This window comes from Paracoccus alkenifer (genome assembly GCF_900108405.1).
Lineage (GTDB): Bacteria > Pseudomonadota > Alphaproteobacteria > Rhodobacterales > Rhodobacteraceae > Paracoccus > Paracoccus alkenifer.
Genome location: NZ_FNXG01000006.1, coordinates 124,361 through 145,636 on the forward strand (window position 1 = coordinate 124,361; position 21,276 = coordinate 145,636).

The window sequence follows — 21,276 nt, forward strand, 5'->3', positions numbered from 1 at the left end:
AAAAGGGGCGCGCGGGTTTCCCCGCCGCCCCCGCTATTCGCGTCCTGTCCTTCGCTCTCGCCCGGATCAGGCGTCCAGCTTGCGCTGTGCGTCGGCCTCGACCGTCTGCGGCGCGGTTTTCGCGATCTCGATCCGGCGCGGCTTCAGCGCCTCGGGGATCTCGCGCACCAGTTCGATATGCAGCATCCCGTTGACGTGGCTGGCGCCGGTGACGCGAACGTGGTCGGCCAGCGCGAATTTGCGCTCGAACGCGCGGGTGGCGATGCCGCGGTGCAGATAGGTCTTGCCCTCGTCCTCTTCGGCCTTGCGGGCCGAGACGATCACCGCGCCTTCCTTCATCTCGACCGACAGGTCGTCGGCGGAAAACCCGGCGACGGCGATCGAGATGCGATAGGCATTCTCGCCGGTCTTTTCGATGTTGTAGGGCGGATAGGTGGTCGCGGAAATATCCGAGGACAGCGCCCGGTCCATCAGGTCGGCAATGCGGTCAAAGCCGATCGAGGCCCGGTAAAGCGGGGTCAGGTCCATGTTACGCATATGTCGCATCCTTTGCAGCGATGAGAGTCGTCATGCCCCCCGAAACCGGGCGGGCGATCTTGCGCCGGCGCCCATCGGGCCGTCCGGCTGCAAGGAATCTGGGGACGAAAACCAAGGCTTCAAGGGGCGGCGCAGTCGCTTTTACGCCAGATCGCCGGGTCGGCCAGTTCGATGGAATTCCCCGCCGGATCGCGGAAATAGATCGAGCGCCCGCCCTGCGGCCAGTGGAAATCGGCCTCGATCCCGATGCCGTGGCGTTCCAGATGCACGCGCCAGCGGTCCAGCGTGTCAGGCGCGACGGCAAGGCAGGCATGCCCCGGGCCGCTGGCCCCATGCGGCGGCACCGGCAGGCGCGCGTCCGGCCGGGGCGGGGTTGCGGTGGCGGTGGGGTCGAACACCAGCAGCACCTGCGGGCGGGGGGTGTCACCGGTGCGAAAAAACACATGGCGGCCGGGAACGCGGGTGATCAGTTCCAGCCCGATCACCCGGGTCCAGAAATCGCAGGCGGCATCCAGATCCCGGGCGTAAAGCGCGGTTTCCAGCGTGCCGAGCAGGGGCGGAGGCGTGGTCATCGGATCCTCGGGGCGCGGCAGGGGGCAACGGTTCAACGCCGCTGCCCCCTGTTGCGGTCCCTTGCGGCGGAAAACCGCGCGGCGCGGCCGCGGGCAGGCGTGGGAAAGGCGTCAGCCGGCGGCGATCATCCGCGCGATCTGGTCCTTGAGCACCATGCGCTGCTTGCGCAGCTGGGTCTCGGCCGCGCCGGACATCGGGGTGTGCAGCGATTCCGCGGCCGCCACCTGATCGTTGATCTCGTCATATTCCACAAGCAGCCGGGCAAAGCGGTTGTCCGACAGTTTCAGCTGGTGGATACGTTCGGAATCTCCGGGAAATTCCTCGTGAATTGCGTGGGGTGCGGCCATGGCGATCCTCGTTGCATCATTGCCTTGCCGAGGTAGTGGCTGCCCACCGCTCTGGCAACCGCGGCGGCGGGCGTCTATCGTCGCACTCGCCCCAGACACGCGCCGCCCGGACCCACGACATTGCCCAGCCACCTGCACTCGATCCTGTCCCAGTCGCTGACATCGCTTGACCTTTTCGGGCTGGCTTTGCTGGCCGTGGCGTGGTTCGGGACCGCGCGGATCGTCGAACATCCGCCCGCGCGCCTGCCCTCGGTTTCGGTGCTGATGAAGACCTATCGCCGCGACTGGATGCGGCAATTCGTCCACCGCGATCCGCGCATCTTCGACGGCAACATCCTGAGCACCCTGCGCGAGGGCACCGCGTTTTTCGCCTCGGCCTGCATGATCGCCATCGGCGGCGGGCTGGCGCTGCTGGGCAACACCGACCCGCTGGCGGGAATCGCGCGCGAACTGGACGCGACCGCGATCCCGACCCTGCTGTGGAAGCTCAAGCTGCTGCTGGGGCTGTTGTTTCTGGCCAACGGGTTCCTGAAATTCGTCTGGGCGCACCGGCTGTTCGGCTATTGCGCGGTGATGATGGCGGCGGTTCCCATCGACCCCACCCTGCCCGAGACCGAGGCCCGCGCCCTTGCCGCCGCCCGGGTCAACATCCAGGCGGCGCATAATTTCAACATCGGGCTGCGGGCGGTGTATTTCGCGCTTGCGGCGCTGTGCTGGCTGCTGGGGCCGTGGGGGCTGATCGCGGGCACGGCGGCGGTCACCGCGCTGACGCTGCGACGCGAATTCGCCTCGCATTCGCGCCGCGCGGTTCTTGACGATCTGGGGCATCGGGGCTGAGGTCCGACCCCTGCCCCTGCCCTTGCGGTCGCCCCTGCCCCTACAGCTGCCAGCGCGGCTTGCGCTTGTCGAAAAAGGCGGCGATGCCTTCGGGGGCCTCGTCGCCCTCCCACACGGAAATCAGCGCCTCGATGGACAGCTCGATCGCGGCCGGGTCGATGCGCGGCCCCAGCGCACGGGTCAGGCGCTTGGCGGCGGCGACGGCGCCGGGGGCGGTGGCCAGATAGGGGGCGATCTCGTCCTCGACGGCGGCGTCCAGATCCTCGGGGTCGACGGCATAGGCCAGCAGGTTCAGCGTTTCGGCCTCGGCCGCGTCAAAGATGCGCGCCGACATGAAGACCCGGCGGGCGCGATCCTCGCCCATGCGGGCGACGACATAGGGGCCGATGGTGGCGGGGATCAGCCCCAGCCGCGTCTCGGTCAGGCCGAATTTCGCACCGCGCGCGCCCACCGCCACGTCGCAGACCGACATCATCCCGACGCCGCCGCCAAAGGCGTTGCCGTGGATGCGGCCGATCAACGGCTTGGGCAGCTCGTTCAGCGCGTTCAGCATCAGGGCCAGCGCCCGCGCGCCCGCGCGCCGCGTGTCGGCATCGGCCGCCATCTGCTGCTGCATCCAGCCCAGATCGCCGCCGGCGCAAAAGCTTTTGCCCATCGCCGCCAGCACCACCGCACGGACCGAGGCATCCGCGCCAAGCTGCGCCGCCGCCTTGGTCAGTTCCTCGATCATCTGCGCCGACAGCGCGTTATGCTTGTCGGGGCGGGCCAGCCACAGGGTGGCGACGCCGCGGGCGTCGGTTTCGATCCGAAGGGTTTCCATCGCTGCGTCCCTTTCCGGCGGCCTCAGCCGCGCATTCCCCGCGCCATCACGGCGGCCTGTTCCAGCAACTCCATGTCCAGCCCGGTGTCGAAACCGCGCGAGGCCAGATGCGCCGCGACCTTTTCGGTGGCCACGTTTCCGGCGGCGCCCGGCGCATAGGGGCAGCCCCCCAGCCCGCCCACGGCGGCGTCGAACACCCGCAGCCCGCGCTCGATGCTGACGTCGATGTTCAGCAGCGCGCGGCCGTCGGTGTCGTGATAATGCCCGGCCAGGCGATCCGCCGGCATCTCGTTCAGGACCGCGGCCAGCATGGCGTCGATGGCCTCGGGGGTGGCACGGCCCAGCGTGTCGCTGGGCACGATCTCGTGGCAGCCCAGATCGCGCAGCGCCGCCACCACGCGGGCGACATTGCCGGGCGGGGTCGGCCCGTCATAGGGGCAATCGGTCACCACGCTGACATAGCCGCGCACGGAGATCCCGTCCTCGCGCGCCGCCTGCATGATCGGCACCATGCGTTCCAGGCTTTCGTCGATGGTGCAGTTGATATTGGCGCGCGAGAACCCCTCGGAGGCCGAGGCGAACACCCCTACCTCGTCGGCGCGGGCGGCGCGGGCGGCCTGATAGCCGCGCAGGTTCGGGGTCAGCACCTCGTAGCGCACGCCGGGGGGGCGGGTGATGCCGGCCATCACTTCGGCCGCGTCGGCCATCTGCGGCACCCATTTCGGCGAAACAAAGCTGGTGGCCTCGACCCGCCGGAACCCCGCGCACGACAGCAGGTCGATCAGTGCGATCTTTTCCGCAGTCGGGATCAGGCGCTTTTCATTCTGCAACCCGTCGCGCGGGCCAACTTCGAAGATTTCAATATCAGGCATCTGGAATCTCGTAGAAATCCTTGTCGAACAGATCGCCCCCCTCGCGGTCGAGCGCGCGGGCGCAGGCGGGGCGGGCGCGCATCCGGTCCCACCACGCCATGATCGCCGGATAGTCGGCGGCGGGCAGGAAATGGGTCATCGCGCGGACATTGAAGCCGAACATGCAGTCGGCGGCCGAAAACCCGCTGTCGAGGATATGCTCGCGCCCGGTCAGCCGCGTTTCAAGCGCCCGGGCGGTAAAGGCCAGCCGCTTGGTCTCGATCTTCATCGTCACGATCGAACGCGCGGATTCGGGCCGGATCACCACATGCTGGATATTGAGGTTCTGGATGAACGCAGCCTGGGTTTCGGCGAAATGCAGCCATTCAAGGAAAGAGGCGCGTTCCCCGTCGCCCGGTTTCGGGGCCAGCCGCCCTTCGCGTTCGGTCAGCAGCTCGACGATGGCGCCGGATTCGAACACCGTGGTGCCGTCGATATCCAGCGCCGGGATCTTGCCGGCGGGCGAGCGCGACAGGAAATCCGGCCGGCGCAGGTCGCCCAGCTGGTATTCGGTCAGCTCATAGGGCAGGCCCAGTTCTTCCAGCAGCCATGCCACGCGAAAGCTGCGGGCGCCGGGGATGTGGTGCAGGTGAATCGCGCTCATGTCTCGTCCTCTTCCAGCCGGATCAGGGGGGCGCCGGCCTCGACCTGATCGCCGGCGGCGGCCAGCACCTCGGCCACGGTGCCGTCGCGGGCGGCGGTCAGCGTATGTTCCATCTTCATCGCCTCAAGAACCGCCAGACGGTCGCCCGCCGCAACCTGCTGGCCGGGCGTGACGAACACCGCCTTGACCAGCCCCGGCATTGGCGACAGCGTCAGCCCGCCCCCCGCGGCCTCGGTCTCGCGGTCCAGCGGATCCTGTGGCACCAGCGTCACCCGGCGCCCGCCAAAGACGCTGACGCCCGCATCATGGGCCACGATGCGCGAGCGGCGCGGGCTGCCGTCCACCCACCAGCGCCCGCCCCGCCATTCGATGTCATGGGACTGGCCGTCCAGCGTCACGGTGGCGCGGCCGGGGCCGAGCACCTCGACGATGCCTTCGCCGCCCTCCCACGTCACGGTGCGCCTGAGCGGCGCCCACAGGGTGACGCCGCCGCGCACCGCCGGATCGTGCAGCCCGGCCACGCCCAGCACCGCCAGCGCCCTTGTCACCGCCGGAGGTTCTGACTGGTCGATCAGCTGGTCCAGATCGCGGTCGATCAGCCCGGTGTCGACATCGCCGGCGCGGAACCCCTTGTGCCGGGTCAGCGCCACCAGAAAGTCGATGTTGGTGACCGTGCCGGCCATCTCGCTGTCGATCAGCGCGGTTTCCAGCGCGCTGAGCGCGATGGCGCGGGTCGGGCCAAAGGTGATGACCTTGGCGATCATCGGGTCATACCACGGGCTGATGCTGTCGCCCTGCCGCACGCCCGTTTCGATCCTTGCGTTGCCGGCGAATTGCAGATGCGCCAGCCGCCCCGTCGCGGGCAGGAAACCGGCGGGGACGTCCTCGGCGTAAAGCCGCGCCTCGAACGCGTGGCCGGTGATGGTCAGCTGGTCCTGCCGCAGGGGCAGCGGCTCGCCCGAGGCGACGCGCAGCTGCCATTCGACCAGATCGACGCCGGTGATCGCCTCGGTCACCGGGTGCTCGACCTGAAGGCGCGTGTTCATCTCCATGAACCAGAACCCGTCGGGGCGCAGGCCGCGGCTTCCGTCCACGATGAATTCGATGGTGCCGGCGCCGGCATAGCCGATCGCCTCGGCCGCGCGCACGGCGGCGTCACCCATGGCGGCGCGCATCTCGGGGGTCATGCCGGGGGCCGGAGCTTCCTCGATCACCTTCTGGTGGCGGCGTTGCAGCGAACAGTCGCGTTCAAACAGATGAACGGCGTGGGTGCCGTCGCCGAACACCTGCACCTCGATATGGCGGGGGGCGGTGACGTATTTTTCGATCAGCACGGCGGGGTTGCCGAATGCGGTCTGCGCCTCGCCCTGCGCCGAGGCCAGCGCGGCCGCGAAATCAGCAGGGTCGTCGACGCGGCGCATCCCCTTGCCGCCGCCGCCGGCTACGGCCTTGATCAGCACCGGATAGGTGATGCGGCTCGCCTGTTCGGCAAGAAAGGCGGCGTCCTGATTGTCGCCGTGATAGCCCGGCACCACCGGCACGCCCGCCTGTTCCATCAGCGCCTTGGCCGCATCCTTGAGCCCCATCGCCCGGATCGCCGCCGCCGAGGGGCCGATGAACACCAGCCCCGCCGCGGCGACCGCATCGACGAAATCGGGGTTTTCCGACAGGAACCCATAGCCCGGGTGGATCGCCTGCGCGCCGGTATCCAGCGCCGCGCGGATGATCGCGTCGCCGCGCAGGTAGCTGTCGCGGGGCGCCGGGCCGCCGATATGAACGGCCTCGTCGGCCATGGCGACATGGCGGGCGCCGCGGTCGGCGTCGGAATAGACCGCCACCGTGTCCACCCCCATGCGGCGGCAGCTGTCGATGATCCGGCAGGCGATCTCGCCCCGGTTGGCGATCAGGATCTTGCTGAACATGGCGTGCCTTTCGGTTGCGCGGCCGGGCCGGGGGTTTTCCACCCCCGGGCCCCCGGAGGATATTTCTGGACAGAAGATCGCATGGTCACATCCTGAACACGCCGAAGCTGGTCGGCGGAATGGCGGCGTTGAGGCTGGCGCGCAGCGACAGCGCAAGGATGTCGCGGGTCTTGCGCGGGTCCACCACCCCGTCGTCCCAGAGCCGCGCCGAGGCATAAAGCGGGTGGGACTGGCGCTCGAACATCTCGATGGTGGGGCGCTTGAATTCGGCCTCGTCCTCGGGCGACCAGCTGCCGCCCTTGCGCTCGATCCCGTCGCGGCGGACGGTGGCGAGCACCCCCGCCGCCTGTTCGCCGCCCATGACGCTGATGCGCGAGTTGGGCCAGGTCCAGAGGAAGCGGGGCGAATAGGCGCGCCCGGCCATGCCGTAGTTGCCGGCGCCGAAGCTGCCGCCGACCAGCATGGTGATCTTGGGCACCGCGGTGGTGGCGACCGCGGTTACCATCTTGGCGCCGTGGCGGGCGATGCCTTCGTTTTCGTATTTGCGCCCGACCATGAAGCCGGTGATGTTTTGCAGAAAGATCAGCGGGATCGAGCGCTGGCTGCACAGTTCGATGAAATGCGCGCTTTTGATCGCGGCCTCGGAAAACAGCACGCCGTTGTTGGCGATGATGCCGACCGGGCAGCCCTCGATATGGGCAAAGCCGGTGACCACGGTTTCCCCGAAGCGCGGCTTGAATTCGTCAAAGCGCGAGCCGTCGACGGTGCGGGCGATTACCTCGCGGATGTCATAGGGGGTGCGCAGGTCGGCGGGGACAACGCCAAGGATTTCATCGGGGTCATAGGCCGGGGGTTCGGGCGACTGCCAGACCACCGTCTGCGGCATCCGGCGGTTGAGGTGGCTGACCGCGCGGCGGGCCAGCGCCAGCGCATGGGCGTCATCCTCGGCCAGATAATCGGCGACGCCCGACAGCCGCGTGTGCACGTCGCCGCCGCCGAGATCCTCGGCCGAGACGACCTCGCCGGTGGCGGCCTTGACCAGCGGCGGGCCGGCCAGAAAGATCGTGCCTTGATCGCGCACGATGATGGTCACGTCCGACATGGCCGGCACATAGGCGCCGCCCGCGGTGCAGCTGCCCATCACCACCGCGATCTGCGGGATGCCCTTGGACGACATCTGCGCCTGGTTGTAGAAGATGCGGCCGAAATGGTCGCGGTCGGGGAACACCTCGTCCTGCTGCGGCAGGTTGGCACCGCCGGAATCGACCAGATAGACGCAGGGCAGGTGGCATTGTTCGGCGATTTCCTGCGCGCGCAGGTGTTTTTTCACCGTCATCGGATAATAGGTGCCGCCCTTGACCGTGGCGTCGTTGGCCACGACCATCACGTCCTGCCCATGCACGCGGCCGATACCCGCGATCACCCCCGCCCCCGGCGCGGCGCCGTCATACATCCCATGCGCGGCGGTGGCGCCGATTTCCAGAAACGGCGAGCCGGGGTCCAGCAGGTTCGCCACCCGTTCCCGCGGCGGCATCTTGCCGCGGCTGACGTGGCGGGCGGTGGCATCCGGCCCGCCGCCGGCCGCCGCAAGATCGACGGCGGTGCGGACCGTGGCCAGCATGTCGAGATGCGCCTGCCGGTTGGCGCGGAACCCGTCCGAGGACGGCAGGGCAGAGGTGCGGAGTTTCATGCGTCGTTCTTTCCGGTGGCGGAGTTTCCGTGGTCGGGCGTTGCGTGGTCGGGCGACCGCGTGGCAAGCTGGCGCAGCTCTCGGCGCATCACCTTGCCGGTGACGGTCATCGGCAGCGCGTCGAGGAAATGCACCTCGCGCGGGTAGGAATGGGCGGCCGAGCGGCTGCGGGCATGTTGCTGCAATTCCGCCGCCAGCGCATCCGAGGGCGCAAAGCCCGGGCGCAGCGTCACATAGGCGACCACGATTTCGGTGCGCAACGGATCGGGCTTGCCGATCACCCCGGCGGCGGCGACGGCGGGGTGGCGGATCAGCACATCCTCGATTTCAGAGGGGCCGATGCGGTAGCCTGCGGATGTGATCACATCGTCGTCGCGCCCGACAAAGCGGATATAGCCGTCCTCGATCACCCCGCGGTCGCCGGTCACCAGCCAGTCGCCGCGGAACTTGTCGGCGGTGTCCTGCGGGCGGTTCCAGTAGCCAAGGAACATCGAGGCGGCGCCGCGGCGGATCGCGATGTCGCCCTCGGCACCCACGGGCTGGCCGTCCGCGTCGATCACCGCCACGTCAAAGCCGGGCACCGCGCGCCCGATCGCCCCGGGGCACGGCGGGAACATCGAGGATGCGGACGAGGCCACCATGTTGCATTCGGTCTGGCCGTAGAATTCGTTGATGGTCAGGCCAAAGGCCCGCCGGCCCCAATCCAGCATCTCGGCCCCCAGCGTCTCGCCCCCCGAGGCGACCGAGCGCAGCCCCGGCACCGTCACCCCGGCCGCCTTGAGCATCCTCAGCGCGGTCGGCGGCAGAAAGGTCGAGGTGACGCCGCAGTCACCAATCAGCGCCAGGCAGGTTTCCGCGTCGAATTTCGGCAGCCGCGCCGCCACCACCGGCACCCCCAGCGCCAGCGCCGGCATCGCCACGTCGAACAGCCCGCCGATCCAGGCCCAGTCGGCCGGGGTCCACAGCACGTCCCGTCCAGGGCGCAGCAGATCGTGGCTCATTTCCACGCCGGGCAGATGGCCGGTCAGCACCCGGTGGCCGTGCAGCGCGCCCTTGGGGCTGCCGGTGGTGCCCGAGGTGTAGATCATCACCGCCGGGTCGTCGGGGCCGGTGTCGGCGGTGGGAAACGCGCCCGCCTCGGGCAGCGTGTCCTGCTCGGGCACGATCAGCCGCAGGTCGAGACCGGCAAGTTTTTCGCGCCCCTCGGGGTCGGTGACGACGGTGGCGATGCCGGCGTCGTCCAGCCGCAGGCGCAGCGCGTCGTCGCCGAACAGCTTGAACAGCGGCACCGAGATCGCGCCAAGTTTCCAGATCGCGGCATGGGCGGCGGCGGTCCATGCGGATTGTGTGCGCAGCACCCCCACGCGGTCGCCGCGCGCCACCCCTGCCCCTTGCAGCGCGTGCGCAAGCCGGTCGGTGCGGGCGTTCAGCTTGGCATAGCTGACCGCGCGGGGGGTGCCGCTTTCGTATTCGATGACCGCCGGGCGCGAGGGTTCCAGCCGCGCCCAATCCGTGACCGCCTGATCGGCCATGTTCAGCCGCGCCGGAAGATCCCAGCGGAAATCGCGGCGCAGCGCGGCGTGGTCGTGGCTTGCCAGTGTTGGCTTCATCCCCCCTCTCCCTCACTTTATCCGTGGCGGTCGCGGCGCCTACATCGCCCCGGCCAGCCGCGATTGCAGTTCAAACACCTGCCGCGCGGTCAGCCGCGCCAGACACTCTGCATGATCGGCGCGGCCGATGTCGGCGTCGGGCCAGCGCAGCGCGTCAAGCTCGCAGGTGGCATCGCGAAAAGACTGCCACGCCGCCTGCGCGCGGTCGAGCGCCTGCACCGGCGCGGGGTCGCCCCCGTCCCCATCTGTCCCGTCCGCGCCCTCGGATTCGCCAAGCTGCGCGCGCAGCGCCGCCAGCGTTTCATCCAGCATTTCGGCCCATTGCGCGGCTTCGGCCTGATGGCAGGCGATGGCGGCGTCGGCGCCGGCCTCGCCCACGGGCATGCAGACGCGCGCGGCGATGCCGATGCAGGATTCACGGTCGTTCTGCCCGCCCCAATGCGCGGCAAGGCAGGCCTCGACGATGCGGTCGTCATAGGGCTGCGCGGCCAGCGGTGCCGCAGCCAGTACCAGGGCCAGCGCAAGGGGGCGATGCGCGCGCATCAGTCCAGCGCCATCAGCTCGCGCCCGATCAGCATCCGGCGGATCTCGCTGGTGCCGGCGCCGATTTCCATCAGCTTGGCGTCGCGGAACAGGCGGCTGACCACGGAATCGTTCAGGAATCCGGCCCCGCCCAACGCCTGCACCGCCTGATGCGCCTGCACCATCGCCTGTTCGCTGGCGTAAAGCACCGCGCCCGCCGCATCCTGCCGCGTGACCTTGCCCGCGTCGCAGGCCTTGGCGACCTCATACACATAGGCGCGGGCGGTGTTCAGCGCGACATACATGTCGGCGATCTTGCCCTGCATCAGCTGGAAATTCCCGATCGGCTGGCCGAACTGCCTGCGTTCGCGGACATAGGGCATCACCTGATCCAGACAGGCGGCGATGATGCCGGTGCCGATCCCCGACAGCACCAGCCGTTCGTAATCCAGCCCCGACATCAGCACGCGCACGCCCTTGCCCTCGGCCCCCAGCACGTTTTCAAAGGGCACTTCGGCATCGTCAAAGATCAGCTCGCCGGTGTTGGAACCGCGCATCCCCAGCTTGTCGAAATGCGGCCCCTGGGTGAACCCCTTGATCCCCTTTTCCACGATGAATGCGGTCATGCCCTTGCTGCCGGCATCGGGGTCGGTCTTGGCATAGACCACCAGCACATCGGCATCCGGCCCGTTGGTGATCCAGTATTTCGAGCCGTTCAGCACATAGTAGCCGTTGCGTTTTTCGGCGCGCAGCTTCATCCCCACCACGTCGGAACCCGCGCTCTCTTCGGACATGGCCAGCGCGCCGACATGGGTGCCAGAACACAGGCCCGGCAGGTATTTGCGTTTCTGTTCCTCGGTCCCGTTCAGTTTCAGCTGGTTGACGCAGAGATTCGAATGCGCGCCATAGGACAGGCTGATGCTGGCCGAGGCACGGGCGATTTCCTCGACCGCGATGGTGTGGGCCAGATAGCCCATGCCGGTGCCGCCGTATTCCTCGGCAACGGTGATGCCCAGCAGGCCCAGATCGCCCATCTCGCGCCACAGATCGGCGGGAAACACGTTGTCGCGATCGACCTGCGCCGCAATCGGCGCGACGCGATCCTGCGCCCAGCGATGCACGGTCTCGCGCAGCGCGTTCACGTCGTCGCCCAGATCGAATTCCATCCCTCGCGTGAACATCGAAACCCCTCTCCCGGTTATTGAACGAGTGTTCAGTTATCGCTTTTATGCCGCAAGCGGGCGGCATCGGTCAACAGGAACTGTAACCGTTGCCGGCGCGCGGGAAAGGACTTTCGGGAAACATCGGCGGATGGTGGGCGGTGAGGGATTCGAACCCCCGACAACCTCGGTGTAAACGAGATGCTCTACCAGCTGAGCTAACCGCCCGGTCCAGCCCGATGCGCGGCTTATGACGCGCGGGCATCGCCGAGGCAAGCGTCCCTTGCCCGCCCCTTTCCCGCTGTGCCCGGCTGCGCTATCGGGGGCGGGGCCAGCAATGGGGCCAGCAACAAGGGGACCGCCATGACCGAGGACACGCAAGGCGATGCGCCGCAGCTTTACCTGATCGCGCCCGCGCTGATCCCCGCGGCTGAACTGGGGCCGGTGCTGGCCGATGTGCTGGACGCGCATCCGGTCGCCTGCCTGCGCCTGCAAGGCGGCGGCGGGGACGAACAGGAACTGGGCCGGCTGGCCGATCTGGCCCGCGACCTGGCCCATGCCCGCGACGTGGCGGTGGTGATCGAGGACCACCTGCCGCTGGTCCAGCGCCACGGGCTGGACGGGGTGCATCTGACCACCGGCGCCCGCGGCGTGCGCTATGCCCGCAAGGAACTGGGGGCCGACGCCATCATCGGCGCCTTCTGCAACGGCTCGCGCCACGAGGGCATGTCGGCGGGCGAATCGGGCGCCGATTACGTCAGCTTTGGTCCCTGCGGCCCCAGCGCGCTGGGGCGTGGCGAGCCGGTCGGGCTGGAGCTGTTCCAGTGGTGGTCCGAGATGATCGAGGTTCCCGTAGTGGCCGAGGGCGCGCTGGACGCGGCGCTGATCGGCCGGCTGTGGGGCGTGGCCGATTTCATCGCCATCGGGCCGGAAATCTGGTCGGCGCCCGACCCGGCGGCGGCGCTGGCCGCGCTGTGGGCTGCGCCGCGGGAAATGTAAGGCGGTCAGGGGGGCGCTGCCCCCTCTGGCGCGTGCCGCGCCATTCACCCCCGGGATATTTGGGACCGCCCGAAGCAACCACGGTGCGGCGCCTTGCGCGCAGGGCCTTGCCCGGCGGCGCGCACGGGCCTAAAGCGCGGGCATGACCCAGCATCAACGCCTGCTTATCATCGACTTCGGCTCTCAGGTCACGCAGCTTATCGCGCGCCGCCTGCGTGAGCTTGGGGTTTTCTGCGAAATCCGCCCCTATCAGTCAGTCACCGACGCCGAGCTGCGCGAGAACCCGCCGCAGGCGGTGATCCTGTCGGGCGGCCCCGACAGCGTGACGCGCGACGGCAGCCCGCGCGCGCCGCAGGCGCTGTTCCAGCTGGGGGTGCCGGTGCTGGGCATCTGCTACGGCCAGCAGGTGATGATGGCGCAGCTGGGCGGCCGGGTCGAGGCCGGGCATCACGCCGAATACGGCCGCGCCTTTGTCTCGCCCGCCCCCGGCCATGCGCTGGACGGCATCTTTGCCGGGCTGTTCCAGGACGGGCGCGAAGAGGTGTGGATGAGCCACGGCGACCGCGTGACCGCGCTGGCGCCCGGGTTTGCGGTGATCGGCACCTCGGCCAACGCCCCATTCGCGATGATCGCGGACGAGGCGCGGCGGTTTTACGCGGTGCAGTTCCACCCCGAGGTGCATCATTCGCCCAACGGCCGCATCCTGCTGGAGAACTTTGTCCGTCTGGCCGGGTTCACCGGCGACTGGACCATGGCCGGTTACCGCGACGAGGCGATCCGCCTGATCCGCGAGCAGGTCGGCGACGGCAAGGTGATCTGCGGGCTGTCGGGGGGCGTCGACAGCTCGGTCGCCGCGGTGCTGATCCACGAGGCCATCGGCGACCAGCTGACCTGCGTCTTTGTCGACCACGGTCTGCTGCGGCAGGGCGAGGCCGCCGAGGTCGTCGCCATGTTCCGCGACAACTACAACATCCCGCTGGTCCACGCCGACGAATCCGAGCTGTTCCTAGGCGCGCTGGAAGGGGTCAGCGACCCTGAAACCAAGCGCAAGACCATCGGCCGCCTGTTCATCGACGTGTTCCAGAAACACGCGGCCGAGGTGGGCGGAGCCGAGTTCCTGGCCCAGGGCACGCTTTACCCCGACGTGATCGAATCGGTCAGCTTTTCCGGCGGGCCGTCCGTCACCATCAAAAGCCACCACAATGTCGGCGGCCTGCCGGAAAAGATGGGGCTGAAGCTGGTCGAACCGCTGCGCGAGCTGTTCAAGGACGAGGTGCGCGCGCTGGGACGCGAGCTGGGCCTGCCCGCGCAGTTCATCGGCCGCCACCCCTTTCCCGGCCCGGGCCTTGCCATCCGCTGCCCCGGCGAGATCACCCGCGAAAAGCTGGAAATCCTGCGCCGCGCCGATGCGGTCTATATCGACCAGATCCGCAAACACGGGCTTTACGACGAGATCTGGCAGGCGTTCGTCGCGATCCTGCCGGTTCGCACGGTGGGCGTGATGGGCGATCAGCGCACCTATGACTATGCCTGCGCGCTGCGGGCGGTGACCTCGGTCGACGGGATGACGGCGGATTACTATCCCTTCACCCACGATTTCCTGGGCGAAACCGCAACGCGGATCATCAACGAAGTCAAGGGGATCAACCGGGTGACCTATGACATCACCTCAAAACCCCCGGGCACGATCGAGTGGGAATAATTCAGGCCTATCCGAACGCCACCGATTGCCGCCGATTGCCGCACATAACTATCTGAAATCATTACATAATCTTGTCACCATCTATCGCGGTCTATCGTCCTGCGAGCCTCGCAAATGACGGTATAGGTGACGGTATGGCGAAACTTGTCACATTCGGAAATTACATATACCGTCAGGGGTAAGAGGGCTTCTGACGGTATATTTTTTGACCTTATACCATTGAGAATAAAGGGAAATTTACCGATCAGCTAGGCTGATTTTGGCCTGACGGTATAATTGGCTGCTCTCTGACGTTTTTGGACGGTCTTGGAGGGTCAAAATGCTGACTGACGCGGGCATCAAAGCTCTGAAACCAAAGGACAAATTGTATAAGGTCGCTGACCGTGACGGTATGTATGTCGCGGTCAATCCCTCGGGGGCGGTCGTGTTCCGGTATGACTATCGCCTCAATGGGCGGCGGGAGACGTTGACGCTGGGTCGATACGGTGCAGGCGGCCTATCTCTGGCGCGAGCGCGCGAGCAGTTGATAGACGCGCAGCGGGCTATCGCGGAAGGGCGGTCGCCCGCGCGCGAGAAACAACGTGAGAAGCGCCGTATCAAGGAGGCAAAGAGCTTCGGCGAGTTCGGCGAACGCTGGTTGCAGGAGGCGCGGATGGCGGACAGCACCCGTGCGATGCGTCGTTCGATCTATGAGCGGGACATTCTGCCGACCTTTCGGAACCGGCTGCTGACGGAAATCAGCCCCGACGATCTGCGCGCGATGTGTGCAAAGGTGAAGGGGCGTGGAGCACCGGCCACCGCCGTTCACGTCCGCGACATTGTGAAGCTCGTTTATGCCTTCGCAATCCTGCACGGGGAAAGGGTGGCAAATCCGGCCGATGAGGTAGGGCCTGCATCTATCGCAACCTTTGTTCCCAAAGACCGCTCACTATCGCCTGCTGAAATCCGGGTCATGCTGGGCCAGCTTGAGCATGTGCCAACGCTGCCGACAATCCGGCTCGGAATGAAGCTGTTCCTGCTCACCATGGTCCGAAAGAGCGAGTTGCAGGACGCGACTTGGAATGAGGTCGATTTCGAGAACGCAGTCTGGTCGATCCCGAAGGAGCGGATGAAGCGATCCAAAGCGCACAACGTCTATCTCGCGCAGCAAGCAATCGACATTCTCATTGCGCTCAAGACCTGCGCCGGCAATTCCAAATATCTGCTGCCATCGCGCTACGATGCGGATGCTCCCATGTCGCGGGCGACCTTCAACCGCATAACCACCGCTGTCGTGGCGCGGGCGAAGAAGGAGGGCTTGCCGCTCGAACCTTTCACTGTTCACGATCTGCGCCGAACAGGCTCCACGCTCCTGAACGAACTGGGCTTCAATAGTGACTGGATCGAAAAGTGCTTGGCGCATGAGGACGGGCGCTCGTCCCGTGGCATCTACAACAAGGCGGAATATGAGCACCAGCGCCGCCATATGATGCAGGAATGGGCGAACCTCGTGGACGCTTGGGTGGCGGGCCAGAAATACGTGCCGACGCTGTATCCGCCGTCAATGGACCTGTTGGTGCCTGAACCTAGCGTTTGACGGGCCGGAATTTCCTGAGCTTCACATCGGGCGACGGCGCGCGTCTGATAGCTTTCTCTCTGGAGGCTTGGCGACGTTCTTCAAGCCAAGCCTCCACTTCGGCGAGGTCCCAAACCACACACCGGGCCGTCAAATAGAACCGCTGGGGAAATTCCCCCCGTTGCTCCATGTCGTAGATTGTAGTGTCGGCAAGGGGAACGAGTTCCCGAAGCTGATGCCTGCGAATCGTCCGTTTACCCAGCGCGGATGTCGGATCACTCATGTTCATAACCTCGGTAGCCATGTTCGACGGGATTCCGAGCAACTGGAGGTCCCCGAAACTATGCGAACCATGGAGTGAGGTCGCCGGCATGTAGCGTGCCGCATTTGCGGTGATGCGCTGGCGGCACCCCTGCCGCCAAGCGATCCTAGCGTGCGGCTCGCCGTGCCTTGGCGAAACCGCGATCCGTGGCGATGAAGCGTTGAAGCATCGGCACGATGAGCTTGACGGGATCGGTGACGGGCTTGCCGCTTTCACGGGCCAGCACCTCGGCATAGTCGATCAGATCGCGGTGAAGCGGCGCGGGTAGCTCCACGGTGATCTTCACGGGCTTGTCGTCGGGGAGCGGGCCGAGTTTCAGCTTGGTCATGGTCAACCTCCTGCCGGCTCGAACACAAGGTCGCGGGTGACGATGATCCTGACCGGGAAGCCCGGCCGGATGGTCAGCGTCGGCGCAACCTGCAACTGGCGTTGGACGATCTGCTGGCCCGCCTGATTGACGGTATCCTGCGCGCCGTCTCGGATAGCCCGGATAAGCCGGTCCTCGTCGCTGGTCGCCAGCTCCGCGCCGACCGCAAGCAGCGTGGACAGCCCGGCGGCCTTCATCAGATCCCACCAATGGTAATCAACCCCGTCTTCCAGCCCGGCATAGCCGCTGGCGTCCGCGCCCGGCAGGCGCTCAAGGACGATGGAACGGCCGCCCGGCAGGATCAGGCGATTCCACACCAAGAGCACCCTGCGCTGGCCGAAGGTCACGCCGTCATCGTATTGGCCGATGATGCGCGTTCCCTGCGGGATCAGGAGCAGGCTGCCGGTCGGGCTGTCATAGACGTTCTCGGTCACTTGCGCCGTGATCTGGCCCGGAAGGTCGGAACGGATGCCGGTGATGAGCGCAGCCGGGATCACGGCCCCGGCCTGAAGGATGTAGGGCGATGCCGGCGGCGCGACACGATCCGGCGCGACGGTCTGTCGGTCCACGGGTCCATTGAGGAAAGCCGCGTGGCGGTCCTGTGTCGCGGGCTGTCCGCCGAGGCCAAGACCGGCAAGGCCGGGCATGGCCGTCCCTGCCGGCGCTGCCGTGCGCGGGCCGGACTGGAAGAACACATTGCTCAAGCGCGCGGCTTCTTCCTCGGCCCTGCGGCGTTCTTCCTCGGGATCGACGGCGGGCGTCGCCATGACGGGCGGCACGACTGGTTGTCCCCGGTTCTGCGCGTCGAGAATGGGGCGGCCCAAATCTCCGGGCAGCGCGGGGCCGAGCACCGGCCCGCTATAGTCGCTCGGCAAGCCGGACAGGCCGTCCGCCGTGGGGCGGTTCTCGGTCGAATAGAGTTCGTCACCTCCCGGTCCTGCATCGCGGGTCTGGAGTGCGTAGATCAGCGCGCCGCCGATGCCGAGCAAGGCGACAGCGCCGACGCCTGCCAGCATCTTGCGAGACAGGCGGGTGACGCGCGGCGTTTCGGCGCGCAGCCGCATGGGGGCTGTGGTGTCGGTATCGGTCACGAGGACGATCCTCCCGTGGTCGTGCTGGCTGGTTCTGCTGCGGCCTGCGTCGGGTTGGTGCGGACGATCCTGACGACCTGCTGGCGGTTGCCGCTGCCAAGGCGCAGCTCGGCCGCACCGAACAGGCGGTCCACGATCAAGACGTTCTGGTGGATGCGGGAATTGACGATTTGCGGCTCGCCGTTCGCGCCAAGCACGAAGATGGGTGGCATTTCGCCCTGCACGATCCCGGCCGGGAAGACGACATAGACGCGCCGGCCATCGTCGAAGACGGAGACGGGCCGCCACGGCGGGCTGTCGCCCTGCACCTGCAAGGCGTAGCGATAGTTCCGCGCCGCCTCGGCAGGGATGATCGGCGCAGCCGGAACAGCTCGGCGCTGGCCCGGCGTTGCGGGATAGGCCCATGCCACGGCCGGCATGTAGAGCGATTCCCGCGCGCGCAACTCGATCATGTAAGTGCGCCGGTCGGTGGTCACGACAAGGTTCGTCGAAATATCCGGGCGTGTCGGCTTCACGAGGATATGGACGCGGCGGTTTGCGCCGCTGCCGCTCTCGGTGTCGCCGATGATCCAGCGGGCGGTGTCGCCGGCCGCGATCGGCCCCGCCCCGGTCAGGCTCTCGCCCGGCTCCAGGGCGATGGTCGTGATCTGCCCGACTGCGGCATAGACCTGATAGAGCGCGCCTTCCGACCAAGGGAAAATCTGGATGGCATTGTAGTAGCCCTCCCGGCGCGGTTCGACACGGGCGGCGGCATTGGCGTTCTCGACACGGCCGGTCGGCGTGCCTGCGGCGATGCCGCCGCGTGCGACGGTCCATGCCGGGGGCACATGCAGCGGCCGGGGCGTGTTGTCGGTTGCCGCCGCCTGCACGGTCGGCAGCGGCGGCACGCTGGCGTCATAGCTGAATTGCGGCGTCCGGTTGGTCGCGCAGCCTGCCAAAGTAATTGCAAACGCCGTCGCAAAAATCGCATAGGTTAGCGACTTCAGGATCAGTAAGGAGGAACCGACAGAATGGATTCTGTGCCGACGATTGTTGCCCGGTATATCGACGCCTACAACAGGATGAATGTTCAGGCGATGCTCGACTGCCTGTCGGGCGACGTTCGGTTTATCAACAGATTGAACGGAGAGACGACGAACGAAACGCACGGGATCGAGGCATTCCGCGCGCTGGCGGAACAGGGCGTCCAGTTGTTTGCTGAAAGAGAACAGACGATCCTCGACTGTATCGCGATAGACGACCGTGCAGCCGTGCGCATCGGCTATCGCGCCAAGGTCAAGACCGACCTGTCCAATGGCTGGAAGGCCGGGCAGGAGATCGAGATGACGGGCACCTCGTTTTTCATGATCTCCGAGGGAAAGATCAGCGAGGTGATTGATGCAAGCTGAGGTTTTCATTGGCTCATCTCCCGCGACCACGAAATTGCATTGACGTAGATTCCCAACGGATTGGCGCGCAGACGCTCGGCGTCTCGCGGCGGCTGGATGACGATGGTGAGGATGGCCGTCCATCGTTCCGTGCTGGAAAGCTGGCCGTTCTCGAAATGGCGTTCGGTCCACGCGACGCGGAAGCTGTTGGGGGACGCCCGGATGACGCTCGACACCTCGACGGCGACCTGCTGGCGGCCGACCTTGGCAAAAGGATCATTGGCGCGGGCGTAGTCGTTGAGCGCCGCCGCGCCGCGATCTGTGGTCCACTCATAGGCGCGAAGCCAGTTCTGACGCACAATGATCGCGTCGGCCGGGATCGCGCGCACCTGCTCGATGAACCGGCCGAGATGGAAAGCAATCTGCGGATCGGTCGGCCGATAGTCGGCGTTGGCAGGCGCGACGGTCTGCGCCTGACCGAGATTATCCACCTGCACCACCCAAGGCACCACGGTCCCGCGTGCGGACTGCCAGACCAGCGCCGAGGCGAAGCCGGCCGAAAGGATCAGCGAGCCGAACGCCATGAAGCGCCAGTTCTTCGCCTGAACGCGGGCCGAGCCGATGCGCTCGTCCCAAGCCTGCGCGGCCTTTTGATAGGGCGTCTCGGGTTCCGGCGATTTGCCGTAGTGGGTTGTTGGTCGTTTGAAGATGCTCATGAGCGGTCACTTTCGGAAAGGTTGACGGAGGAACCGGAGCCGTGGCTGTCGCCGGAGCGGACGGCATGGGCGGTCATGGTGGTGCCGTGGTTGAGGGCCTGCCGGCGCTGCATCCGCTGCGCCCATGCCGGAGGGCTGCCCGCCGGGCCGGATGGAGCGGCTGCGGGATCGGCACTCGCACCGCCGACCGTGCCCATGGTCGAGCTGCCGCCAGTCGCGCCGAAGCCGGCCTTTGCGCCAGCGGAGAAGCTGGACTTGACGCTTTCGCCTGCTTGCGATGCTGCGCTGGAGGCCGCGCGCTTGAGCGGCGAGATAGCGGCCGAGCCTGCCGCTCGGGCGACACCGCCGAGGCCGGAGGCAACGCCCGCCGCCCCGGTCTGGCCGAGCGAGCCGAGGCTATAGGCAGCGGTCGCCGCTCCCGCGGCGGTAGCGCCGCCGCGAACGGCCGCGGCTCCACCGGACAGGGCAGCAGCGCCGCCCTTCGCGGCAAGCATGGCCCCACCGCCAGCCGCCGCACCGCCCGCAAGCACCATGCCGCCGGCAGCGAGGCCGGTTCCTACGGCCGCGCCCGCGCCGAGCTGAGGGCCACCCGAGACGATGCCGTTGGCGATACCGGGGCCGAAGATGCCGAGGCCAAGCAGCGACAGCGCAGCGAGCACAATCGCCATGGCGTCGTCGATGCTCGGGGTCTGGCCGCCAAAACCGGCCGTGAATTGCGAAAACAAGGTGCTGCCGATGCCGATGATGACGGCGAGCACCAAGACCTTGATGCCGGAGGACACCACGTTGCCCAAGACCTTCTCAGCCATGAATGCGGTCTTGCCGAAAAGGCCGAAGGGGATCAGCACGAAGCCGGCGAGCGTGGTCAGCTTGAACTCGATCAGGGTCACGAAAAGCTGGATGGCGAGGATGAAGAAGGCCAGCACGACCAGCGCCCATGCGAACAGCAGGCACGCGATCTGGATGAAGTTCTCGAAGAACGCGATCCAGCCCATGAGGTCGGAAATGGAGTCGAGCAGCGGACGGCCGGCATCGAGGCCGGTCTGCGCCACGCGACCCGGTCGCATAAGGTCGGCAACGGAAAAGCTCGTCCCCGATGCCATGAGGCCGAGGCCGGCGAAACTCTCGAAGACGATCCGGGCGAGGTTGTTCCAATTGCCGATGATGTAGGCGAAGACGCCGACGAACAGGGTCTTTTTGACCAGCCGCGCGATAATGTCGTCATCCGCGCCCCATGCCCAAAAGAGCGCGGCGAGCGTCACGTCTATGACGATCAGGGTGGTGGCGATGAAGGCGACCTCGCCGCCGAGCAGGCCGAACCCGCTGTCGATGTAGGAGGTGAAGACCCCGAGGAAATTGTCGATGACGCCTGTGTTGCCCATGGTCAGCGCCCTTCGCTGGATTGCGGCGTGGCAGGCGCTGGCGTGCGGCCGAGGAAGCGGTCGCGGGATTCGGCCCATGCGGCGAGGCAGTCGGCATCGCTGGCGGCTGCCTCGCCGAGCTGCTGGCAAAGGCGCAGGGTTTCGCGCAGAGGGTCGGGCGGTGGCTGGAGGGCCGGCGCAGGGGGCGGCGCGGAAGGTTCGTCCTTCCGCGCCATGTCGATTGCGGTCGCCGTGACGGCGAT

At 67.1% G+C, this 21,276-nt stretch carries 23 protein-coding genes and 1 tRNA gene; 5 read left to right on the plus strand and 19 right to left on the minus strand.

Features of this window, described 5'->3' with window-relative positions; all coding sequences use genetic code 11:
- Nucleotides 1-66: 66 nt before the first annotated feature.
- The 3 genes from BLW83_RS13820 to BLW83_RS13830 all read right to left on the minus strand — a co-directional run bounded on the left by BLW83_RS13820 (nt 67) and on the right by BLW83_RS13830 (nt 1,457).
- Complete coding sequence (locus BLW83_RS13820) at nt 67-537, minus strand: Hsp20 family protein (RefSeq protein WP_090848825.1); 471 nt, start codon at nt 535-537, stop codon at nt 67-69.
- Between the two features lie 119 nt (nt 538-656).
- The gene (locus tag BLW83_RS13825; RefSeq protein WP_090848852.1) at nt 657-1,109 is read right to left on the minus strand and encodes a VOC family protein; all 453 of its coding nucleotides are present in this window, start codon (nt 1,107-1,109) and stop codon (nt 657-659) included.
- A 111-nt stretch (nt 1,110-1,220) separates the two neighbouring features.
- Complete coding sequence (locus BLW83_RS13830; RefSeq protein ID WP_090848826.1) at nt 1,221-1,457, minus strand: HP1242/YdcH family protein; 237 nt, start codon at nt 1,455-1,457, stop codon at nt 1,221-1,223.
- Between the two features lie 120 nt (nt 1,458-1,577).
- Here BLW83_RS13830 and BLW83_RS13835 point away from each other — a divergent pair, with 120 nt between their 5' ends.
- On the plus strand, nt 1,578-2,294 hold the full coding sequence (locus BLW83_RS13835) for a DUF599 domain-containing protein (protein ID WP_245728894.1): 717 nt from the start codon (nt 1,578-1,580) through the stop codon (nt 2,292-2,294).
- Between the two features lie 40 nt (nt 2,295-2,334).
- Here the strand turns inward: BLW83_RS13835 and BLW83_RS13840 are convergent, their stop codons facing one another.
- The 9 genes from BLW83_RS13840 to BLW83_RS13880 all read right to left on the minus strand — a co-directional run bounded on the left by BLW83_RS13840 (nt 2,335) and on the right by BLW83_RS13880 (nt 11,761).
- A complete protein-coding gene (locus tag BLW83_RS13840; RefSeq protein ID WP_090848827.1) occupies nt 2,335-3,114 on the minus strand; it encodes a crotonase/enoyl-CoA hydratase family protein in 780 nt (259 codons plus the stop codon).
- A 23-nt stretch (nt 3,115-3,137) separates the two neighbouring features.
- On the minus strand, nt 3,138-3,986 hold the full coding sequence (locus BLW83_RS13845) for a hydroxymethylglutaryl-CoA lyase (protein WP_090848828.1): 849 nt from the start codon (nt 3,984-3,986) through the stop codon (nt 3,138-3,140).
- Entirely contained in the window at nt 3,979-4,629 is a 651-nt protein-coding gene (locus BLW83_RS13850; RefSeq protein WP_245728895.1) for a glutathione S-transferase family protein, read from the minus strand. Before BLW83_RS13850 ends, BLW83_RS13845 begins: the two co-directional genes overlap by 8 nt.
- Nucleotides 4,626-6,551, minus strand: coding sequence for an acetyl-CoA carboxylase biotin carboxylase subunit (locus BLW83_RS13855; RefSeq protein ID WP_090848829.1), 1,926 nt, complete (start codon nt 6,549-6,551; stop codon nt 4,626-4,628). The genes BLW83_RS13850 and BLW83_RS13855 overlap by 4 nt, the downstream gene beginning before the upstream one ends.
- Before the next feature lie 85 nt (nt 6,552-6,636).
- A complete protein-coding gene (locus BLW83_RS13860) occupies nt 6,637-8,241 on the minus strand; it encodes a carboxyl transferase domain-containing protein (RefSeq protein WP_090848830.1) in 1,605 nt (534 codons plus the stop codon).
- The gene (locus tag BLW83_RS13865; protein WP_090848831.1) at nt 8,238-9,851 is read right to left on the minus strand and encodes an AMP-binding protein; all 1,614 of its coding nucleotides are present in this window, start codon (nt 9,849-9,851) and stop codon (nt 8,238-8,240) included. Before BLW83_RS13865 ends, BLW83_RS13860 begins: the two co-directional genes overlap by 4 nt.
- Before the next feature lie 39 nt (nt 9,852-9,890).
- Nucleotides 9,891-10,394, minus strand: a complete 504-nt coding sequence (locus BLW83_RS13870; protein ID WP_090848832.1) for a lysozyme inhibitor LprI family protein — start codon at nt 10,392-10,394, stop codon at nt 9,891-9,893.
- Nucleotides 10,394-11,554 (minus strand): isovaleryl-CoA dehydrogenase, encoded by a 1,161-nt coding sequence (locus BLW83_RS13875; RefSeq protein WP_090848833.1) that lies wholly within the window; start codon nt 11,552-11,554, stop codon nt 10,394-10,396. Before BLW83_RS13875 ends, BLW83_RS13870 begins: the two co-directional genes overlap by 1 nt.
- A gap of 131 nt (nt 11,555-11,685) precedes the next feature.
- Nucleotides 11,686-11,761 (minus strand) — tRNA-Val (locus BLW83_RS13880).
- A gap of 135 nt (nt 11,762-11,896) precedes the next feature.
- On the opposite strand from BLW83_RS13880, the gene BLW83_RS13885 reads away from it, so the two are divergent.
- The 3 genes from BLW83_RS13885 to BLW83_RS13895 all read left to right on the plus strand — a co-directional run bounded on the left by BLW83_RS13885 (nt 11,897) and on the right by BLW83_RS13895 (nt 15,810).
- Nucleotides 11,897-12,532, plus strand: coding sequence for a thiamine phosphate synthase (locus tag BLW83_RS13885; protein WP_090848855.1), 636 nt, complete (start codon nt 11,897-11,899; stop codon nt 12,530-12,532).
- 142 nt (nt 12,533-12,674) lie between these two features.
- Nucleotides 12,675-14,234, plus strand: coding sequence for a glutamine-hydrolyzing GMP synthase (guaA, locus tag BLW83_RS13890; protein ID WP_090848834.1), 1,560 nt, complete (start codon nt 12,675-12,677; stop codon nt 14,232-14,234).
- A gap of 319 nt (nt 14,235-14,553) precedes the next feature.
- On the plus strand, nt 14,554-15,810 hold the full coding sequence (locus tag BLW83_RS13895) for a tyrosine-type recombinase/integrase (protein WP_090848835.1): 1,257 nt from the start codon (nt 14,554-14,556) through the stop codon (nt 15,808-15,810).
- Here BLW83_RS13895 and BLW83_RS13900 read toward each other — a convergent pair.
- The 4 genes from BLW83_RS13900 to trbG are packed head-to-tail and all read right to left on the minus strand — an operon-like array spanning nt 15,800 to nt 18,555.
- The gene (locus BLW83_RS13900) at nt 15,800-16,162 is read right to left on the minus strand and encodes a helix-turn-helix transcriptional regulator (protein ID WP_425433966.1); all 363 of its coding nucleotides are present in this window, start codon (nt 16,160-16,162) and stop codon (nt 15,800-15,802) included. The two genes, BLW83_RS13895 and BLW83_RS13900, sit on opposite strands and share 11 nt — an antisense overlap.
- A gap of 55 nt (nt 16,163-16,217) precedes the next feature.
- Nucleotides 16,218-16,439, minus strand: a complete 222-nt coding sequence (locus BLW83_RS13905) for a DUF2274 domain-containing protein (protein WP_090848836.1) — start codon at nt 16,437-16,439, stop codon at nt 16,218-16,220.
- Nucleotides 16,440-16,441: 2 nt separating this feature from the next.
- A complete protein-coding gene (locus BLW83_RS13910) occupies nt 16,442-17,569 on the minus strand; it encodes a TraB/TrbI/VirB10 family type IV secretion system protein (RefSeq protein WP_177172578.1) in 1,128 nt (375 codons plus the stop codon).
- Complete coding sequence (gene trbG / locus BLW83_RS13915) at nt 17,566-18,555, minus strand: P-type conjugative transfer protein TrbG (protein ID WP_090848857.1); 990 nt, start codon at nt 18,553-18,555, stop codon at nt 17,566-17,568. The genes BLW83_RS13910 and trbG overlap by 4 nt, the downstream gene beginning before the upstream one ends.
- 24 nt (nt 18,556-18,579) lie before the next feature.
- Between trbG and BLW83_RS13920 the strand changes: the two genes are divergently transcribed.
- A complete protein-coding gene (locus BLW83_RS13920; RefSeq protein WP_090848858.1) occupies nt 18,580-18,957 on the plus strand; it encodes a nuclear transport factor 2 family protein in 378 nt (125 codons plus the stop codon).
- A 5-nt stretch (nt 18,958-18,962) separates the two neighbouring features.
- Here BLW83_RS13920 and trbF read toward each other — a convergent pair whose 3' ends face one another.
- From trbF to trbK-alt, 3 genes are all read right to left on the minus strand, one after another.
- Nucleotides 18,963-19,652 (minus strand): conjugal transfer protein TrbF, encoded by a 690-nt coding sequence (gene trbF / locus BLW83_RS13925; protein ID WP_090848838.1) that lies wholly within the window; start codon nt 19,650-19,652, stop codon nt 18,963-18,965.
- Nucleotides 19,649-21,034: a P-type conjugative transfer protein TrbL gene (gene trbL / locus BLW83_RS13930; RefSeq protein ID WP_090848839.1), complete on the minus strand. Its 1,386-nt coding sequence runs from the start codon at nt 21,032-21,034 to the stop codon at nt 19,649-19,651. The genes trbF and trbL overlap by 4 nt, the downstream gene beginning before the upstream one ends.
- A gap of 2 nt (nt 21,035-21,036) precedes the next feature.
- Nucleotides 21,037-21,276 (minus strand): putative entry exclusion protein TrbK-alt (gene trbK-alt, locus BLW83_RS13935; RefSeq protein ID WP_090848840.1); only part of this gene is annotated, 240 nt, incomplete at its 5' end.

Excerpts from the sequence above, each read along its gene's own strand:
- BLW83_RS13920 (WP_090848858.1), top strand. The coding sequence starts at position 18,580 with ATGGATTCTGTGCCGACGATTGTTGCCCGGTATATCGACGCCTACAAC.
- BLW83_RS13855 (WP_090848829.1), bottom strand. The coding sequence starts at position 6,551 with ATGTTCAGCAAGATCCTGATCGCCAACCGGGGCGAGATCGCCTGCCGG.
- BLW83_RS13905 (WP_090848836.1), bottom strand. The coding sequence starts at position 16,439 with ATGACCAAGCTGAAACTCGGCCCGCTCCCCGACGACAAGCCCGTGAAG.
- BLW83_RS13865 (WP_090848831.1), bottom strand. The coding sequence starts at position 9,851 with ATGAAGCCAACACTGGCAAGCCACGACCACGCCGCGCTGCGCCGCGAT.
- BLW83_RS13900 (WP_425433966.1), bottom strand. The coding sequence starts at position 16,162 with ATGCCGGCGACCTCACTCCATGGTTCGCATAGTTTCGGGGACCTCCAG.
- BLW83_RS13845 (WP_090848828.1), bottom strand. The coding sequence starts at position 3,986 with ATGCCTGATATTGAAATCTTCGAAGTTGGCCCGCGCGACGGGTTGCAG.
- BLW83_RS13860 (WP_090848830.1), bottom strand. The coding sequence starts at position 8,241 with ATGAAACTCCGCACCTCTGCCCTGCCGTCCTCGGACGGGTTCCGCGCC.
- trbF (WP_090848838.1), bottom strand. The coding sequence starts at position 19,652 with ATGAGCATCTTCAAACGACCAACAACCCACTACGGCAAATCGCCGGAA.
- BLW83_RS13875 (WP_090848833.1), bottom strand. The coding sequence starts at position 11,554 with ATGTTCACGCGAGGGATGGAATTCGATCTGGGCGACGACGTGAACGCG.
- BLW83_RS13820 (WP_090848825.1), bottom strand. The coding sequence starts at position 537 with ATGCGTAACATGGACCTGACCCCGCTTTACCGGGCCTCGATCGGCTTT.
- BLW83_RS13885 (WP_090848855.1), top strand. The coding sequence starts at position 11,897 with ATGACCGAGGACACGCAAGGCGATGCGCCGCAGCTTTACCTGATCGCG.
- guaA (WP_090848834.1), top strand. The coding sequence starts at position 12,675 with ATGACCCAGCATCAACGCCTGCTTATCATCGACTTCGGCTCTCAGGTC.
- BLW83_RS13895 (WP_090848835.1), top strand. The coding sequence starts at position 14,554 with ATGCTGACTGACGCGGGCATCAAAGCTCTGAAACCAAAGGACAAATTG.
- BLW83_RS13870 (WP_090848832.1), bottom strand. The coding sequence starts at position 10,394 with ATGCGCGCGCATCGCCCCCTTGCGCTGGCCCTGGTACTGGCTGCGGCA.
- BLW83_RS13825 (WP_090848852.1), bottom strand. The coding sequence starts at position 1,109 with ATGACCACGCCTCCGCCCCTGCTCGGCACGCTGGAAACCGCGCTTTAC.
- trbL (WP_090848839.1), bottom strand. The coding sequence starts at position 21,034 with ATGGGCAACACAGGCGTCATCGACAATTTCCTCGGGGTCTTCACCTCC.
- BLW83_RS13850 (WP_245728895.1), bottom strand. The coding sequence starts at position 4,629 with ATGAGCGCGATTCACCTGCACCACATCCCCGGCGCCCGCAGCTTTCGC.
- BLW83_RS13840 (WP_090848827.1), bottom strand. The coding sequence starts at position 3,114 with ATGGAAACCCTTCGGATCGAAACCGACGCCCGCGGCGTCGCCACCCTG.
- BLW83_RS13830 (WP_090848826.1), bottom strand. The coding sequence starts at position 1,457 with ATGGCCGCACCCCACGCAATTCACGAGGAATTTCCCGGAGATTCCGAA.